The organism is Shewanella acanthi (assembly GCF_019457475.1).
Classification (GTDB): Bacteria; Pseudomonadota; Gammaproteobacteria; order Enterobacterales; family Shewanellaceae; genus Shewanella; species Shewanella acanthi.
Genome location: NZ_CP080413.1, coordinates 3532815 through 3550233 on the forward strand (window position 1 = coordinate 3532815; position 17419 = coordinate 3550233).

Genomic DNA, 17419 nt, shown 5'->3' on the forward strand with positions numbered 1-17419 from the left:
TACGGGGTCATACTTCTATGTCTTTTACCTCTTTAACAATACCGAGGTAATAGTCGCACCTTGCAAGTAGTGATTCCTTGTATTGAGCCACAAATGCCGTTTCAGCATCATCAAGTGCAGGCAGCATAGAGATCACTTCATCCAAAACTTGAGGAATTTTACTCGCTAACTTAGTTAAATTACTGATTAATAGGTTCCTTGGTAAGCCAAGATCCTCAGCAAATGCCCCGAGTTGATAGGCAAAAATCTTATTGGGATCAAATTCGTCATCAATAGCCATAGCCAGTTCCTGCTCGAATTCTGGATACATGGCCACATTGACTAAATCATACCAAGGCGTCGGCTCCATCCCTTTGGGCAGCATAAAGAATGAGTAGTTTTTACCATGGGCATCGGCGTTGCCACTGAGTAAGTTGAACAAAGCCCATTGCAACATATCCTGTTTTGCGGCGACGGGATTGCTACATTGCCCCGCTAAACTAAACAGCCTGTTAAAGCTAACCCCTTCGCGAATATTCTTAACATCACGCCCCGAACCAAAATTACGCTCATATTTTTTACTGACGCTAAAACCAAGCGCTTGGCAACAATCCACAATGTGCCTTCTCAGCACTCGCCCTTCATCTTGGCGATAAACTCGATCGAAACGTGTAACACTGAGTACTTTGTGATGACCAAACTGGACGATATCAACATGAGCCACATTCATCCCAATCGCTTTAGCTAAGCGCATCGTCATAAATTCATTGATGACTAAGTGGCGAAATTTTTCGAATTTTAAAATATGGGTAGAGGAAAGCCCCCCTTCGGCAAATGCAAATACTTTACCGTCATCAAATAGATTCAACTTAGGTTGAACGCCTGCAACCGACAACCTTGGTTTACCATCCCACACCTCCATCGGCCAGATATCAGGATCTTCAATTCGCTGGATAATTTCACTCTCGGCTATTGGCCGTAAATGTGTTGCAGGAAGCTGGGTTCCCTTAGGCACAAAAGCCACAGCACCCGCGGTATCTAAGCCGATAGCTCGTATTAAGGCAAAAGTATTCCCCCTCGATACTCCAAGCGATTCGATTAAATAATCTAAGCCTCTATTTTCTGGTAATAGGTTAACCAAAAACATCGATATCTGATTACTTGAACCACTGCCGTCTAAGGGGAGCATCGGAGATATTGGGAAACCTATCTGCTGCCACTTATCGGTGTACTGCACGGCGAATGTGTCTGTCGCTGAATCAAATGATAATTCCCCGATAAGTAGATCACCGAGGTACATTTCCAGCGTGAGCATGGTCGGGTTATTCATGGCTTAATACCAACCATTAGCATCTAAAGCGCTGGTCTGTTCTGAAATGATGTTAATACCCAGACCATTGATGATTTTAAAGACGGTTGAGATGTAAACGTCTTCACCTTTCTCTACACGAATTAAGGTCTTTTTCGTCACGCCGCAGAGCATCGCCGCCACATCTTGAGTAAGAGAAGCTTGTTTTCTGCGCTCTTTGATTAACAAACCTAAAGATTGCTGATTTAACGGTGAGGACATAATCATTTCCCAAAGTGTACTTATATACACTTTAGAGCTTAAATGTGCTTCACACAACTCAAAAGTGTACTTAAATACACTTTTGATACTTAATCCATTCAAAAACCGCTTAAAGTGTATGATGATACACTTTAAGCGGTAAAATGGAGCAATAACCGTAAAAAGTGTAGCTAAGTACACTAAATGGGCTTCAACAGTTATCGCTGATTGATAATTGGTATTTGATTACAGATAAAATCAAAGTCAACGTCGTGGGTACTCCACCCCAGATGTTTAATCAAAAGTCGACCAAGAGGGGATCAACAGCAATCCCCTCTTTGCTTATTTGAATGCATGGCCCTGCCGATTGCATTCGGAGTTGAAAGCCCCTTGGGCATTTACTGTCCTTATGCTATCGCGTCAGACGCTCGTCCCTGATTCGACTGACGCTGTCTCGGCATCTGATAGGCTGGATGCCTGAATGCCGTGAAGTGCATGGATGCACGGTAACGGCCATGCCTCGTCCACGCAACGAACACCAATGCCCTGCGGCAACTCCGAGGCGATGGTGTACATCTGCACTTCAGGTGTGATTCACAGCTTTATGAAAGAGAAAGACGAGTGACTAGATGATCAACGCGCTATGACTGCAGTCTTGGCAGGTAAGAGTATAGTGTTGATTACGTTTCTGAATTTTGATGTTTTTGCTTTGACACTGAGGGCAAGCTTGCTTCATTGGCGTGTTTTTAGTGCATACATTGCATTTTATGTAGTAACCAAACTTTCCATACATTGGTGTGTAATTTGTAGATTCACCACAATACTTACAACTGAGTATGTTTTGGTTCGCTGATTGCTCATGCAGGTACTTAGCCTCATCTACTGCATTATTTACAAAGTGCTTTCTAGCTTCTTCTAGCTGGTGTTCTGCAGATAACTGATTTATCTCTATATGCTGATTTATTAGAAAGTTAGCAATTGAATTCAGCTCTTCTTGATTAAAGTCAGGGCGAGTTTCGATAACATTTACAATGCGCATGAGCTTACTTTTAAGATTCATAATCTTTTCAAGCTTTTCGACTAAAAATTCTGTTTTAACTAACTGCTCAGAAATCGCTGATGGCATCGTATCTCTGTTTATGACGGCATCACTAGAAACGGCACATAAATGATCCCAGCAACGCATTCCAAATCCTTGCTGTTTTATACCAAGTAATTTACCGAGAATTTCACTTCGATGTTCTTTCAACAGTTCTTTTAGCAGAGCTTGCTGAAGCTCGACTTGCTTAATCGGAGATGGCATACCAAACCACTTATGCCCATGACTGCGAGTCCACTCCCCTTGGTGATTAACATCAACATGACCCTTGATGCTCTTAGACTCAATTAATACAAAACCATAGGTATAAATAATTAGGTGATCGATTTGCGCAGTTTCACCATTAAAACTGAAACGGAAATCATTGATGACTAACACATCAGGATGATCTTTGAAGGCTCTGCGTAGATAGAAAGCAACATCTTGTTCTTGTTTCTGCCCAGCAATCGTTTGTGGTGTTTGGGTATTTTGAAGCGATTTGGTCTTTAAAATCATTTATCAACAGCATCCATTCATTACTTGATAAGAATCAGACTCATAATACTCAGTTTAGTGCTGAAAAATAAACAGCTAAAAAGTCGTATCCTCGCAATGCTTGAGAGACGTGAAAACAACGAATCAACTAAAGGAACCTCGGAGTTGCCGCAGGCATTAGCGAACGTTGCATAGACGAGGCATAGCCATTCCCGTGCATCTAAACCGTTGCACCAGATATCGCATTGTTGCACCAGTGACCTTCTAAAACATGGATGTTTTAGTAGAGCCTACAGGGACGCTTTATTTAGATATAAGCACGGCGTGTCACTGGTATAACTAATACAAGAGCGTGCAAGAACCTGTGGCAGGCAATTAGGGAATACAGTACCTTGCAGCGCTGCAGTAGTCCTTTCGCAGCCTCTATCTCTGCCGAGATAACATCAAAAACTCTGGCGCTGTATGCGCCAAAAAACAAAACCCCAACTCAGTTACCCGAGTTGGGGTTTTGTTGTGGTCTCAGAGAGACCAAGACAACCGCCTTGGTCAATCTGCGGCGAGGTAATCTTGCGCAGGATAAATCGTGTTAGTACAAGGCGCTGTGAGCGTAGCATACGTTGTTTGTATGTGAGCGAGCAGCAACGCCGTAATCACCGATTTAAACCAGCAAAAATTACATCATACCGCCCATGCCACCCATACCACCCATACCGCCCATATCTGGCGCATCAGCCTTTGGCAGCTCAGCTACCATAGCTTCGGTAGTAATCATCAGACCTGCGATAGAAGCCGCGAATTGCAGCGCGCTACGGGTCACTTTAGTTGGGTCAAGGATACCCATTTCTAACATGTCACCGTAAGTGTCGTTACCGGCGTTGTAACCGTAGTTACCTGTGCCGTTTTTAACGTTGTTAGCCACAACTGACGCTTCTTCACCGGCGTTGGTCGCGATTTGACGCAGTGGAGCTTCCATTGCGCGCAGGGCGATAACCACACCGTGTTTTTGATCTTCGTTAGCCACTTCAACGTTAGCAATCTTAGACGCTACACGAACCAGAGCTACACCACCACCCGCAACTACGCCTTCTTCAACCGCAGCGCGAGTTGCATGCAGGGCGTCGTCTACACGGGCTTTTTTCTCTTTCATTTCAACTTCAGTCGCAGCACCGACTTTGATTACCGCAACACCGCCAGCGAGTTTCGCCATACGCTCTTGCAGTTTCTCTTTGTCGTAGTCTGACGTTGATTCTTCGATTTGTTGCTTGATTTGCGCAACGCGGGCTTCGATTTGTACTTGCTCGCCGCTACCGTCGATGATGGTAGTGTTATCTTTCGTGATCACAACACGCTTAGCAGTACCTAGATCTTCTAAAGTCGCTTTTTCAAGCTCTAGGCCGATTTCTTCAGCGATAACAGTACCGCCAGTCAGAATCGCCATATCTTGCAGCATAGCTTTACGACGGTCACCGAAACCTGGTGCTTTAACCGCAGCCACTTTCACGATACCGCGCATGTTGTTCACAACTAGAGTGGCTAATGCTTCGCCTTCAACGTCTTCGGCAACGATAAGCAGTGGCTTACCGGTTTTTGCCAGACCTTCGAGGATTGGTAACAGTTCGCGAATGTTAGAGATTTTCTTATCAACTAACAGCACGAATGGGTGATCTAACTCAACGCTGCCAGTTTCTGGCTTGTTGATGAAGTATGGCGACAGGTAACCACGGTCGAACTGCATACCTTCAACCACGTCCAGTTCGTTTTCCAGCGCTTGACCTTCTTCAACGGTGATAACGCCTTCTTTACCTACGCGCTCCATCGCAGTTGCGATGATTTCACCGATAGATTCGTCAGAGTTAGCTGAAATGGTACCTACTTGAGCGATAGCTTTAGAGTCGGCACATTCCTGTGACAGGCTTTTCAGCTCGATAACGGCAGCAGCAACGGCTTTGTCTATACCGCGCTTCAGATCCATTGGGTTCATACCCGCTGCAACGGCTTTTAAGCCTTCAGTTACAATGGCTTGCGCCAGAACGGTTGCAGTAGTGGTACCGTCACCGGCCGCGTCGTTGGCTTTAGAAGCAACTTCTTTCACCATTTGCGCGCCCATGTTTTCGAATTTGTCTTCTAATTCGATTTCTTTCGCGACAGATACACCGTCTTTGGTGATAAGCGGTGCACCAAAGCTCTTATCTAATACTACGTTACGGCCCTTAGGACCTAAGGTCACTTTAACCGCGTTAGCCAGAACGTTTACGCCTGCTAGCATTTTTACGCGAACGTCATTGCCAAATAATACTTCTTTAGCTGCCATCTTCTTTATCCTTAATATCTGATTCTAATTTGGAATGATGCGCAGGATTAACCTACGATTGCCATCAGGTCAGCTTCTGACAGGATCAAGACTTCTTGACCGTCAATTTTTTCTTTCTTCACGCCGTAACCTTCGCTGAAGATCACCACATCACCCACTTTCACATCCAGTGGACGCACTGAGCCGTTTTCTAAAATGCGGCCATTGCCAACGGCAAGCACTTCACCACGGGTCGATTTTTCAGCCGCGCTGCCAGTCAGCACGATGCCGCCTGCAGAAGTGGATTCCACTTCTAAACGCTTAACGATTACGCGGTCATGTAATGGACGAATATTCATCTATGAACTCTCCTAATGATTTAAATGCCCAAAATCGAGGCGATTATGATGATAAAGAGGAAGTGCTGTGCGCTTCCCCTTGGATGACTGTGATATGGGGTTGGCCAAATGCAGTTCCAAGTGCATTAACAAAAAAAAATTCATTTTTTTGATGTCAATTTTTTCAAGCGTGCGCAATCCTGTTAGAATTCCGCCTCCGCTCGCACACAAGGCACCATTTCTCCATGCAAGACAGACACGGGCTGCTTAGCGAACCGATTGGTCGTGTACTGCTCAACATGAGCCTCCCCAACCTGATTGGCATTATGACCATTCTGGGGTTTAGCCTTGCTGACACTTTTTTTATCAGTCAGTTAGGTACTGAAGCCTTAGCGGCAATCAGTTTTACGTTTCCGATTACCTTAATTATTTCCAGCATTGCCATTGGGATTGGCGCTGGAGTGTCGACTAACCTTGGCAGGCTGATTGGCTCAGGGAATCCCCATTTGGCAAAGGTATTTTTGTTCGACGCCCTGCTGCTGACTTTTTTGTTAACGGCAAGCCTTGCAGTGCTTGGCAGTATCTTTATTAAGCCGATTTTTAGTCTACTGGGCGCAAATGAGGTCAGTTTGCCACTGATCCATGACTACATGCATTATTGGTATTTTGGAGTGCCCTTTCTGGTGCTGATTTTGGTGGGTAACCAAGGATTGCGCTCGACCGGCGATACGCGATCCCCTGCAATGATCATGGCGCTGGCGGCGATCATTAACCTTATCCTCGACCCGTTGCTGATCTTTGGCATTGGTCCTTTCCCACGGCTCGAGATCCAAGGGGCGGCAATTGCGACCCTGATTTCTTGGGTAGTTGCCCTGTCACTATCGGGTTACCTTTTGATCATTAAGCGCAAAATGCTCGAATGGGCGGCGCTGGATATCGACCGCATGATGAGCAACTGGGGGAGACTTGCCCATATTGCCCAGCCTGCCGCCCTAATGAATTTAATCAATCCGCTAGCCAATGGGGTGATTATGGCGATGCTTGCTCGCATCGACCATAGCGCAGTCGCGGCCTTTGGTGCAGGTACTCGTTTAGAGTCGGTGTTACTGATTGCGGTCATGGCACTGTCCTCTAGCCTGATGCCCTTTATCGCCCAAAACCTTGGCGCAGGTCAGCATCAAAGGGCCAAGCAAGCACTGCTGTTGTCGCTGAAATTTGTCTTTTTATTCCAAACCTTGCTGTATATTCCGTTGGCATTTTTTGCCCAACCCATCGCCCAATTATTCAGTACCGACCCAGAGGTACTTCAGTGGTTAAGCTTTTATATTCTGGTATTGCCCTTTGCCTATGGCCCCCTTGGGATAGTGATTATCTTTGCCACGGCGCTCAATGCCTATCACAGACCCATGAGCTCACTCGTGATTAACCTCTGCCGCTTAGTGCTATTAATGCTGCCGTTAGCGGCGTTAGGCTCTTATATCGATGGGGTCAGGGGCTTGCTGTTGGCACTGCCGCTGACCAATATCTTGATGGGAATTGCCTGTTATATCTTAGCCCAGCGAATTTGCGAGCCCGCAAAGGTCACTACCGCTGAATCGATTTGAAAAGCTTTTGCAAAAGACAAGTAAGTAAGAGCTGGTGAGAAGGCGTGAAGCAAGGAGGATTAAATGAATCCCCTAAGGGCAACATGCTTATTAATCTCAGTCGCGCTTATTTTCCTGCACAAAGGCATCCCGAGCGGCCTTACAGACCTTCGATGTGCCAAGGCCTGCCATATTGATTGGCAAACCATTAGGGGCGAGTTCTTCCATAATAAAGTCGATAAAGCGGCGGCTCGCCAGACTGACATAGCGGCGAGAAGGATAGGCCAGATAGCAATCCCCCTGATGGGATTTAGTGTCAGGCAAAAGTGTCACTAGCTCGCCGGTTTTCACAAAGTCTTCAACCACTTCTGCGGGAGAATAGACAATCCCGCGGCCTTGAAGGGCAAATTCAACCGCGACAGCCACACTGTTAGTACAGAAGTTGCCCCTCACATGCACCTGTTCTTCATCACCAATCCACAACTCGTTAAAAATACGACCATTAGCAAGCCGAAACAGCGACACATTGTGTGCCTCAATCTCCTTTGGCGTTTGCGGTGTGCCATGTTCACTCAAATAAGCGGGACTTGCGTAAAAGCGCAGATCGGTTCTAAAGATGGGGCGGACAACTAAGTCCAAGGTATCTAACGCGGGCTCCACCACAAAGGCGACGTCGATATTGTTCTTCACCATATCCAAGGATTCAGCGCTAGTAATGACTTCGACCGTCAACTTTGGATGCAAGTCCATAAAGCGAAAAATCGACTGCATCAACACATGCATGCTGTGGATGGGGAACATTTGAATACGAAGATGGCCACTGATCTCGGCATCATCGTTAGTCATCTCGAACAGGGTTTCGTCGAGCTGAGCGAGAATATTTTGCGAACGTTGGTAAAAATGACTGCCAGCCGAGGTGAGCGTCATCGAACGGCTCTGACGGTGGAATAGCTTTATATTGAGCTCATCCTCCAGCGCCTGTAAACGGCGACTCACAGTCGACTTTGGTAAATTGAGCAGATCCGCAGCTTCAATCAAACTTCCGGTTTCGGCGATTCGGTGAAATAAGGCTAAATCTTCGGTTTTCATTTTACCCTGTTAGTATCTCGAAATTTGGGACTGATAATCCCAAAGTATCCCGTTTAGTGCAACCAATTTAGCTGTTATCTTAACCGCCATGAATGATAGCGGTGTGCCTCAAGGTTCACCTTCCTATCTCATAGAAAACGCTTCCCGGCGCGGCCGATCGATAGCTTTGCTATTGATCGGTCTAATTCTCCCCTCTTATTATTTTTAAGCCTAAGAACCACAATGCTTCCGCCTGTTAGAAGCTGTTAGGGAGCACTCGCTTGTGCCAATAAAAAAGCATCCAACTCTACACGAATTGAATGCCATTTATCTTAACAGGAACTGTCACTTACTACCCAAACTTGGTTGTTTTGCTCGCCAATCCTAGTCCATCAGTTAATGACTTTTTTCACCACTTTGGTGGCGTCCTTCACTTCTTTTTTCTCAGGTTTTACCGAATCGACGGCCTTATCCTTTAAGCTTTCCTCGGGCTTTAGGGAGTCGACTTTATCACCCACATTGTCCTTGGCATCGCCGACTGCATCTTTAGCATCATCGACCTTACGCTCGGCGGCTTTCTCTGGGGTGCAGCGACCGCTAACGCCAACGGTGGCTTTTACCGCCGCATTTTTAGCAATTTTTTCGGGATCGCAATTGGGATCTAAAGGCCCCGCCTGCAACTGAAATGACACGAGCGAGCAACATAGGATTGAGCACAGACCTGACATCAACTTTAACTGAGTACGATTCATATCCACCTCCAGCGGAATAACAGATACGGGAATGACTTTAAGCAAGCCCCTTATGCTAAGCATAGTTGATAGGGGGAGGCTATCCTAAGGACGACTGAAAAAACACAGGCTCCCGTGGGAGCCTGTGAGATGAGTTAAGGACAAAACGTATGGGCTTAGTCCTTTTTATCCTTTGTAGAATGGCTTTCTTCTTGCTGACGGCTGTTATCTAGCTGTTGGCTCCCTTCCAGCTGATGACTTTCAGGACGTTTATCACTCGGGTCTGACTTATGTTCAAAGTCCCCCTCAAACACATTGCCGTTACCCTGCTGATCAAACGGTCTTTTATTGAAGGGATCCTGATTGAATGGTGACTGGCCAAAACCACCGTGCATGCCACCGTTGAATCCACCATTAAAACCGGAGACCACCTTAAGCTGCATCCGCTTAAATACTACAGCCGCAATCGGGCGGCGAGTCAACGGGGTCAGTAACAACAGGCCAATAAAGTCGGTCACAAAGCCAGGGATAACAAGCAATACACCCGCCATGGCTAGCATCATGCCTTCGACAATTTCCTGCCCTGGCGCTTCACCACGGGCCATTTTTTGTTGTACCTGCATCAGGGTGCTTAAACCTTGGCTTCGCACAAGGGAAACACCGACTATGGCGGTAAACAGCACTAGCCCAACCGTGGTCCAAGCACCGAACATTTCGCCAACGCGAATTAATACCGACAGCTCCACGACTGGGATCAGCACAAATATTAAAAACAGAATTAAAAACATACCAACCTCAGTTATCTTTGGTGCTTGTTATTTATATGGGGTCTTGCCGGTCTTTATTCAAGCGTAGTCTCACTACACCTAAGGCATAACTTAGATACTTCTGATAGTTAGCTCACCCTTTGGTAAAGTCCTTAATGTATGAGACCATAAAAACACGTAAAGTAGCTTAGCCTAATAGGCTTAAGCCAAATTTAAGATTGTTAAGGGACGATAACGACTAACATGCAACAGCAATATCTATTGGTCATTACTAGCAGCCCAGATGAAGTGCAGGCAAGACGCATCGCCAAGGCCTTAGTCGAAGCCAGACTCGCGGCCTGTGTGCATATTTCAGCCCCGATCCGCTCGATTTATGCCTGGGAGGGAAAAATCTGCGAGGAAGATGAAATGAGTTTGCAGATTAAATGTCTACAGAGTCGTTATGCTGAAGTTGAACAACTGATAGTCAAGCTTCACCCTTATCAAGTGCCTGAAATTATTGCCTTACCAGTGACCCACGGATTACCCGCCTATTTAGATTGGATAAAAGATAACACTCAGCCATGAAAAAATTATTCAGCCTTATCTTTACCTCGTTACTACTGCTCGCCCCGCTGACCGTTAGCGGCACTGCGACAGCCAACAGTTTTAGCTTTTTAAAAAGCGAACCCGAGCTGATGCCCGTCGAGCAGGCTTTTGTCTTTGACTTTAAGCAAGAAGGCAATAGAGTCACCCTCAATTGGGTGATTGCCGACGGTTACTATATGTACCGCGACAAGCTTAAGTTCAGCGTTAATGGCGCAGAACTTGGCACTATCGAGCTGCCGCAGGGTAAACCCCATACCGATGACTACTTCGGTGAGCAGCAAGTGTATTACACCTATATCGACATTCCTGTAGGACTCAAGCAGGCCGATGATAATGGCACCTTAAGTGTCACCTTTATGGGGTGTGCCGAGGGCAAACTCTGTTATCCGCCAACTACCCGCGAAGTCACCTTAACCGCAGTTGCCGCGAACGATGGCACCCTAGCGGGCGCTACCTCCAAGAACCCGTCAGAGGATGATGGCCAAGACCCCACTAGCCTTTTGATGGGCGAAGCTAACACTTCATCCAGTGGATCGGCAGAAAAATCGCCTCAACCGATTACCCAGCAGGACAGCCTGAGCCAAATGCTCTCAAGCGATAACCTAATTTGGACCTTAGTAATCTTCTTTGGCCTCGGGATTGGCTTAGCGTTAACGCCCTGCGTTTTCCCTATGTATCCCATTCTGTCGGGCATTATCGTTGGCCAAGGGCAAAAACTCTCAACCGCCAAAGCCTTTACCCTGTCGATGGCCTATGTACAGGGTATGGCGATCACCTACTCCATCCTAGGTTTAGTGGTCGCATCGGCGGGGATGAAATACCAAGCAGCACTGCAACACCCCGCGGTGTTAGTGGTATTAGCGATTCTATTCTTCGTGCTGAGCTTATCGATGTTTGGTCTGTATGACCTCAAACTGCCATCAAGCTGGCAGGAGAAGATGAACAACCTTTCCAACAATCAGAAGGGTGGCAACCTCATTGGCGTGTTCTTGATGGGGGTGATTTCAGGCCTAGTGGCTTCGCCTTGCACTACAGCGCCACTTTCGGGGGCATTAGTGTATGTGGCGCAAACCGGAGACCTGCTACAGGGCTTCCTCGCGCTCTATGTGCTTAGTATGGGCATGGGTGTGCCATTACTGATTATTGGCACCTCGGGCGGTAAACTGCTGCCACGCGCAGGCGCTTGGATGAACATCATCAAAACCGTGTTTGGCTTCCTGCTGATTGCAGTATCCATTGTGATGCTTGACCGTATTTGGACTGGCGTGGTGTCCGATGTGCTGTGGTCACTGTGGGGCATTTGTTTTACTGGTTACTTGATGCACCAGAACAAACTCAGCACCTTTAACTGGAAGCAAACCGTGCGTTCGGTGCTGCTAACATTAACTCTGCTCGCTAGTTTCTCCTACGGTTTCCAAGCCGTGATGGGTCACTTTGGTTATAGTCATAATGTGGCTACACCACAATCGGCATCGACTGAATCCCATGGCTTTAAACGGATTAAATCCGTTGAAGATTTAGAGGCCGAAATCATGGCTGCGACTGCCCAAGGTAAGCCTGTGATGCTCGACCTTTACGCCGACTGGTGTGTGGCCTGTAAGGAATTTGAGGCTATCACTTTTAAGGATGCTGAAGTGTTATCACGAATGAATAAGATGGTGCTTTTGCAGGCCGATGTCACTAAGAGCGATGCCACCGATATCGCGCTACTGGAAAAATATAATGTGCTCGGCCTGCCTACATTGTTGATGTTTAACGAGCAAGGCGAGCAACGTGAAGACCTGCGCGTTACTGGCTTTATGGGACCGAAGGATTTTGCAGCCCATTTAGACCATTTAGTGAAATAACCTAAGGTAACACTCATCCTTGGGTCATTAGCGCCCAAGGAAAACACCTTTAGCGCAAAGCGGACTTAGGTTAACCTGTCCGCTTTTTTATTACACAAGCTGTGAATTTTTATACCATTGTTGTTTAACTTGGATTTTGGATTGGAGCAATATGGAACCCGCTATCCTGATTATCACCCTTATCTGCGGCATGCTCGTCAGCCGAATTGGCCTCCCGCCCCTGATCGGCTATCTGGTCGCAGGCTTTGTGCTGTTTGTGTTTGGGATTGAGAAAGAAAGCCTGCCACTGTTGCAGGAATTGGCAAATCTTGGCGTGACCTTACTACTGTTCGCCATCGGGCTAAAACTCGATATTCGCAGCCTGTTTAAGGCCGAAGTATGGGCGGGCTCAAGCATTCATCTCGTGCTGTCAATGCTGATATTTATTCCTATCTTAAAAATTCTAGGGTTTGTTGGCCTAAGCCAATTAGAAGGGCTAGATGCAGTTCAGCTGAGCTTGATCGCCTTTGCCTTAAGTTTTTCGAGCACAGTATTTGCCATTAAAGTGCTCGAAGATAAGGGCGATGTGCAGTCCCTCTATGGCCGTGTCGCTGTCGGTATTCTGATTATGCAGGATATCTTTGCCGTCGTGTTCCTCACTATCTCTAAGGGGAATATTCCTTCTATTTGGGCGCTAGCGTTACTGTTATTACCCTTAGCCAAACCACTTATCTATAAGGCCTTTGACCGCGTTGGCCATGGCGAGCTGTTAGTGCTCTTTGGGCTGGTGATGGCGCTGGTTGTCGGCGCTTGGCTCTTTGAATCCGTCGGATTAAAACCCGACCTTGGGGCACTGATCATCGGTATCCTGCTTGCGGGGCATAAAAAGGCTTCGGAACTGGCAAAATCTTTGTTCTATTTTAAAGAGCTATTCCTCGTCGCCTTCTTTTTAACCATTGGTCTTAATGGTCTGCCGAGCATGTCGGATGTGCTACTCGCGGCTATTTTAGTATTACTGGTTCCGATTAAAATCCTGCTGTTTGTCTACCTGCTGACCCGCTTTAAACTGCGCTCGCGTACCTCAATGCTGGCATCATTTAACCTAGGTAACTTCAGTGAGTTCGGTTTAATTGTCGCCGCTGTAGCCACCGCCAAGGGCTGGCTTCCACCCGAGTGGTTGGTGATTATTGCTGTTGCCTTAAGTTTTAGCTTTTTACTCGCCGCCCCTCTCAATGCGAGCGTGGGGAATATTTATCAGCGTTATCAGCAGCGCCTAGTACGCCTTGAAAAACGTCCGTTACACCCAGAGGACAGACCGATTGCAATCGGCAATCCGCGCTTCTTGATTTTGGGTATGGGCCGAATTGGTAGCGGTGCCTACGATGAGCTACGTGCACGTTATGACGGTGAAATTCTCGGCATTGAACATAAACAAGAACTGGTCGATATGCACCGTGCTAAAGGCCGCAATGTTGTGCAGGGTGATGCCTCTGATACCGACTTTTGGGAAAAGCTCGATAGGGCGCCGAATCTGGAGCTTGTACTGCTGGCTATGCCGCACCACGCGGGTAATCTGTTTGCTGTTGAGCAGCTTAAAAAACTCGATTACCAAGGTAAAATGAGCGCGATTGTGCAATATGGTGACGATGGTGCGTCACTGAGAGAGTCTGGGGTACACAGCGTGTATAACCTCTATGAAGCCGCGGGTGCGGGTTTTGTCGACCATGTGGTATTTGAACTGCTGCAAGGTGGTGACACTAAAGCGGAAAATAAGGGAGAAAATCAGACTGAAATGTCCGCCTAGGCAAACAGTCTTAAGCCTTTTCACTCGATTAAGGGGGAGTGACTTATCACCATCCCCCTCAATTAGATGAGTGTGCGATTATTTTCCTGCCAATGGTCGATGAAATGACCGCATTGATGGCGTCGACCTCCACCCTCACCAACCCAGTATTACACCTAAAAATCAACAAGTTAATGCGTTGACACATACTTATCTCGTTAGGCTTTTAATTTCTATCGATTTTTCCATTTCAGCCTATCGGTCTTGTCCTACAAATTCCCAGTTACATCGCCATATGAGTCGTGATATAACTCGAAAATAAGAACGCAATTAGCTTAAGCTTTTTTGGAAGTCTTTCTAGCATGTCAAACCCTGCGCAGCGCGCCACTAAGTTATTTGTCCAAACCTTTGGCACTAAGGCCGACGATTTATATCAGGCACCCGGACGAGTCAATCTCATCGGTGAATACACGGATTACAACGACGGTTTTGTACTTCCGGCTGCGATAAATTTTCATACAGTTATCGCGGTAAAACGCCGTGAGGATAATAAATTCCGCGCCGTTTCCGATGCCTTCCCAGGGCAGCTTAAAGAATGGAGTTTCGGCAAAGAGACTGAGATGAACCCTGAAGATGGCTGGGTAAATTATCTTAAGGGGCTCACCACTGCCATGGCGCAGTCAGGCCTTATCGCTAAGGGGCTAGATTTAGCTGTGGTAGGCGATGTGCCCTTATCTGCAGGCCTGTCATCCTCTGGCGCCCTAGTCGTTGCCTTTGGCACCGCAATTAGCGATAGCAGTCAACTGCATTTATCCCCTATGGCCGTGGCACAGTTAGCCCAGCGCGGTGAGCATCGCTATGTGTCATCTGCTTGGAGCATTATGGATCATATGATTAGCGCCATGGGCGAAGCCGACCATGCGCTGCTGATTGACTGCCTCGATCTCGACAGTGAAGCCATTGCGATCCCAGATGAACTTAGCCTTATTATCATCGATGCCCATATAGAGAAAGAGCGGCTCAAAGCCACTAACCAACAGCGCAGAGAAGAATGCGATCAGGCCGCCGAATTCTTTGGCCTTAATGCCCTACGGGACCTAGACCTACGCCAACTTGAAAGCGCCAAGGACAGCCTAGATAAGACACTGTATCTCCGCGCAAGACACGTAGTTACAGAGAATAAACGCACCCAGAGTGCAGCACGGGCACTGGAGCAAAACAATATCGCTAAATTTAGCCAGTTAATGGCGCAGTCCCACCTTTCCCTAAGGGATGATTTTGAGGCAACCTTGCCCGAATTCGACACCCTTGTTGAATTAGTCAGTAAAGTGATTGGCGAACGCGGCGGCATTCGTATGACCGACGGTTGCGTGGTCGCCCTTGTCGACCATGAGCTCACCGATGCCGTAGTCTCAGCGGTGGAGAATGATTTCTTCAAACAAACGGGCATCGATGCCACAGTGTATCTTTGCTCCGCCAGCGCAGGCGCAGGTCGGATCGACAACTGACAGCGAACCAATAAACCGAGCGCTATCACAATTAGCCCAATAGCATACGAATTCAGTCACGGGTTCTATGGTATTTGTCGTATTTGAAATGCAAGATCAACGGGTTAAATTAATCTGCTGTGAGCATATTCAGTTGAGAGGGCAACTTGATGGTACGTATCAGTGTATTAGAACCATGGACAGATCCCCGCGGCGGCGAAATCGAACGCGTGCGGATAGACAATGGCATAGTCGCATTAGAAGTCCTCAGTTTAGGTGGAATTATCCGCTCCCTCTGGGCGCCTGATAACCAGGGCGAGCGCGCCAATATCGTTTTAGGTTGCGACAGTGCCGAGGATTATTTAGCCCAAACCGCCCATTTAGGCGCAATTGCCGGCCGCTTTGCCAATCGTATCGCGAATGGAAGGCTTGAGTATGATGGGCAAACATTTCAGCTCGATGTCAATCAAGCATCCAATTGCCTGCACGGCGGCCGTGAAGGTTTTAGCCGTAAACGTTGGCAATTAGGCACCCTGCCCGATGGTGTACGCTTGACCTTAGTCAGCCCCGATGGCGACATGGGCTTTCCTGGCAATTGTACTGTGCAGCTCGATTACCGTTTAGCTGGCAATAATCTTTACGTGGAATTTTTGGCCTCCGTCGATAAGCCCTGCCCCGTGAGCCTAACTCAACATTCCTACTTTAATCTTGATGGCAGCGATAATGTGTTACAGCATGCAATGCAAGTCGATCCCAAGCGCTATCTCAACATGGATGATGTCGGCGTACCGATGGGCATTTGCGATGTAGAAGGCAGTGTCTTCGATCTGCGCCAAGGGGCAATGCTAGAAGGGAAAATGCATGACAGCGCTATTGCCAGTACCCGAGGTTATGACCATTGTTACTTAATGGATAATGCTGAGGACTCGCTAAAACGCTTTGGTTGTTTAAGCAGCGCCAAGAGCGGCCGAACACTGACCCTGTTTACCAATCAACCTGGGGTTCAGGTTTACTGCGCAAACTTCTTAGAGGGCACGATTGGCCGTAATGGGCAACCAATGAATCAATATCAAGGCGTCTGTCTGGAGCCACAAATGATCCCTGATTCACCAAATCAAACACAAACCTATGGGGAAGAGGTGTGGTTGTTACCAGGTCAGGTTTATCATCATATCAGCCGTTATCAATTTGAAATTGATGGCTAGCTGGTTAGATAGGTGATTGAGAGGATTAAAACGAGAAATACTAAGTAGTTTTGAAATAGTGGTAAGGAATAAAGTGACTTTATTCCTTACGCTCCACAAGGCAGGCATTAGGCCGACATTGTGTTAATCGTCGAAGTCATCGCCCCAATCATCATCGAAATCGCCACCAATGGAATCACTTTCCATCTCTGGCTCTGCTTCCACTTTAGCCTTACGAGCTGGAGCAGTATCTTTAACGTTGTTGAGGTCAACACGGGCTTGATGCTTACTCATAAATTGAGCCCGAGCCGCTTTCCATGCGCCACCAAATTTAGATTCTGCGGCTTTTAAACCAGCTTCATCCAATTCATGTAGATTCACTTTAACGATATCTTCCACATACTCAACAATGGCATCACGCTCGGTATTGTAGAGGTAAATTCGTCCAGGAGAAGCTTCTGGCAACTGGTTGTCATGAACAACAACCGCGGTGCCTTTCGATGTTCTCAGCTCACCATACCAAACCTGTTTCTTTGCTGTGTTATACATATATGCCAATACCCTTCAAATCAACACATACACTATGAGTTTTCTAGTCTGAATAAGCGAAGCGTCGCTTGTTTTGATCTACGAATAGCGCCGGAAAGTCTCTGACGTTTTCAACTGGGTATTT

At 47.1% G+C, this 17419-nt stretch carries 15 protein-coding genes; 6 read left to right on the top strand and 9 right to left on the bottom strand.

Features of this window, described 5'->3' with window-relative positions; genetic code table 11:
• Window positions 1-7: 7 nt before the first annotated feature.
• From K0H61_RS15110 to K0H61_RS15130, 5 genes are all read right to left on the bottom strand, one after another.
• Window positions 8-1309: a HipA domain-containing protein gene (locus K0H61_RS15110; RefSeq protein WP_258405961.1), complete on the bottom strand. Its 1302-nt coding sequence runs from the start codon at window positions 1307-1309 to the stop codon at window positions 8-10.
• 3 nt (window positions 1310-1312) lie between these two features.
• Window positions 1313-1549: a helix-turn-helix transcriptional regulator gene (locus K0H61_RS15115; RefSeq protein WP_220050306.1), complete on the bottom strand. Its 237-nt coding sequence runs from the start codon at window positions 1547-1549 to the stop codon at window positions 1313-1315.
• 604 nt (window positions 1550-2153) lie between these two features.
• Window positions 2154-3122, bottom strand: a complete 969-nt coding sequence (locus tag K0H61_RS15120; protein WP_220050307.1) for a nuclease-related domain-containing protein — start codon at window positions 3120-3122, stop codon at window positions 2154-2156.
• Window positions 3123-3774: 652 nt separating this feature from the next.
• Window positions 3775-5412: a chaperonin GroEL gene (gene groL / locus K0H61_RS15125; RefSeq protein WP_220050308.1), complete on the bottom strand. Its 1638-nt coding sequence runs from the start codon at window positions 5410-5412 to the stop codon at window positions 3775-3777.
• A 47-nt stretch (window positions 5413-5459) separates the two neighbouring features.
• Window positions 5460-5750, bottom strand: a complete 291-nt coding sequence (locus K0H61_RS15130) for a co-chaperone GroES (protein WP_220050309.1) — start codon at window positions 5748-5750, stop codon at window positions 5460-5462.
• A gap of 224 nt (window positions 5751-5974) precedes the next feature.
• Here K0H61_RS15130 and K0H61_RS15135 point away from each other — a divergent pair, with 224 nt between their 5' ends.
• A complete protein-coding gene (locus K0H61_RS15135; protein WP_220050310.1) occupies window positions 5975-7333 on the top strand; it encodes an MATE family efflux transporter in 1359 nt (452 codons plus the stop codon).
• 96 nt (window positions 7334-7429) lie between these two features.
• Here K0H61_RS15135 and K0H61_RS15140 read toward each other — a convergent pair whose 3' ends face one another.
• The 3 genes from K0H61_RS15140 to K0H61_RS15150 form a co-directional block, all read right to left on the bottom strand.
• Window positions 7430-8401 carry a LysR family transcriptional regulator gene (locus K0H61_RS15140; RefSeq protein WP_220050311.1) on the bottom strand — a complete coding sequence of 324 codons (972 nt, stop codon included), beginning with the start codon at window positions 8399-8401 and terminating at the stop codon, window positions 7430-7432.
• A 371-nt stretch (window positions 8402-8772) separates the two neighbouring features.
• Window positions 8773-9132, bottom strand: a complete 360-nt coding sequence (locus tag K0H61_RS15145) for a hypothetical protein (RefSeq protein WP_220050312.1) — start codon at window positions 9130-9132, stop codon at window positions 8773-8775.
• Window positions 9133-9287: 155 nt separating this feature from the next.
• Window positions 9288-9899: an FxsA family protein gene (locus K0H61_RS15150; protein ID WP_220050313.1), complete on the bottom strand. Its 612-nt coding sequence runs from the start codon at window positions 9897-9899 to the stop codon at window positions 9288-9290.
• 222 nt (window positions 9900-10121) lie between these two features.
• On the opposite strand from K0H61_RS15150, the gene cutA reads away from it, so the two are divergent.
• The 5 genes from cutA (at window position 10122) to K0H61_RS15175 (ending at window position 16767) form a co-directional block, all read left to right on the top strand.
• Window positions 10122-10445, top strand: a complete 324-nt coding sequence (gene cutA / locus K0H61_RS15155; protein ID WP_220050314.1) for a divalent-cation tolerance protein CutA — start codon at window positions 10122-10124, stop codon at window positions 10443-10445.
• The gene (locus tag K0H61_RS15160) at window positions 10442-12313 is read left to right on the top strand and encodes a protein-disulfide reductase DsbD (RefSeq protein ID WP_220050315.1); all 1872 of its coding nucleotides are present in this window, start codon (window positions 10442-10444) and stop codon (window positions 12311-12313) included. Before cutA ends, K0H61_RS15160 begins: the two co-directional genes overlap by 4 nt.
• A gap of 151 nt (window positions 12314-12464) precedes the next feature.
• Window positions 12465-14096 (top strand): cation:proton antiporter family protein, encoded by a 1632-nt coding sequence (locus tag K0H61_RS15165; RefSeq protein ID WP_220050316.1) that lies wholly within the window; start codon window positions 12465-12467, stop codon window positions 14094-14096.
• Window positions 14097-14437: 341 nt separating this feature from the next.
• Window positions 14438-15583: a galactokinase gene (gene galK, locus K0H61_RS15170; RefSeq protein ID WP_220050317.1), complete on the top strand. Its 1146-nt coding sequence runs from the start codon at window positions 14438-14440 to the stop codon at window positions 15581-15583.
• Window positions 15584-15732: 149 nt separating this feature from the next.
• Window positions 15733-16767, top strand: a complete 1035-nt coding sequence (locus K0H61_RS15175) for an aldose epimerase family protein (RefSeq protein WP_220050318.1) — start codon at window positions 15733-15735, stop codon at window positions 16765-16767.
• A 123-nt stretch (window positions 16768-16890) separates the two neighbouring features.
• Here the strand turns inward: K0H61_RS15175 and K0H61_RS15180 are convergent, their stop codons facing one another.
• On the bottom strand, window positions 16891-17295 hold the full coding sequence (locus K0H61_RS15180; protein WP_220050319.1) for a hypothetical protein: 405 nt from the start codon (window positions 17293-17295) through the stop codon (window positions 16891-16893).
• Between the last annotated feature and the right edge of the window lie 124 nt (window positions 17296-17419).

Excerpts from the sequence above, each read along its gene's own strand:
- K0H61_RS15110 (WP_258405961.1), bottom strand. The coding sequence starts at position 1,309 with ATGAATAACCCGACCATGCTCACGCTGGAAATGTACCTCGGTGATCTA.
- K0H61_RS15115 (WP_220050306.1), bottom strand. The coding sequence starts at position 1,549 with ATGTCCTCACCGTTAAATCAGCAATCTTTAGGTTTGTTAATCAAAGAG.
- K0H61_RS15120 (WP_220050307.1), bottom strand. The coding sequence starts at position 3,122 with ATGATTTTAAAGACCAAATCGCTTCAAAATACCCAAACACCACAAACG.
- groL (WP_220050308.1), bottom strand. The coding sequence starts at position 5,412 with ATGGCAGCTAAAGAAGTATTATTTGGCAATGACGTTCGCGTAAAAATG.
- K0H61_RS15130 (WP_220050309.1), bottom strand. The coding sequence starts at position 5,750 with ATGAATATTCGTCCATTACATGACCGCGTAATCGTTAAGCGTTTAGAA.
- K0H61_RS15135 (WP_220050310.1), top strand. The coding sequence starts at position 5,975 with ATGCAAGACAGACACGGGCTGCTTAGCGAACCGATTGGTCGTGTACTG.
- K0H61_RS15140 (WP_220050311.1), bottom strand. The coding sequence starts at position 8,401 with ATGAAAACCGAAGATTTAGCCTTATTTCACCGAATCGCCGAAACCGGA.
- K0H61_RS15145 (WP_220050312.1), bottom strand. The coding sequence starts at position 9,132 with ATGAATCGTACTCAGTTAAAGTTGATGTCAGGTCTGTGCTCAATCCTA.
- K0H61_RS15150 (WP_220050313.1), bottom strand. The coding sequence starts at position 9,899 with ATGTTTTTAATTCTGTTTTTAATATTTGTGCTGATCCCAGTCGTGGAG.
- cutA (WP_220050314.1), top strand. The coding sequence starts at position 10,122 with ATGCAACAGCAATATCTATTGGTCATTACTAGCAGCCCAGATGAAGTG.
- K0H61_RS15160 (WP_220050315.1), top strand. The coding sequence starts at position 10,442 with ATGAAAAAATTATTCAGCCTTATCTTTACCTCGTTACTACTGCTCGCC.
- K0H61_RS15165 (WP_220050316.1), top strand. The coding sequence starts at position 12,465 with ATGGAACCCGCTATCCTGATTATCACCCTTATCTGCGGCATGCTCGTC.
- galK (WP_220050317.1), top strand. The coding sequence starts at position 14,438 with ATGTCAAACCCTGCGCAGCGCGCCACTAAGTTATTTGTCCAAACCTTT.
- K0H61_RS15175 (WP_220050318.1), top strand. The coding sequence starts at position 15,733 with ATGGTACGTATCAGTGTATTAGAACCATGGACAGATCCCCGCGGCGGC.
- K0H61_RS15180 (WP_220050319.1), bottom strand. The coding sequence starts at position 17,295 with ATGTATAACACAGCAAAGAAACAGGTTTGGTATGGTGAGCTGAGAACA.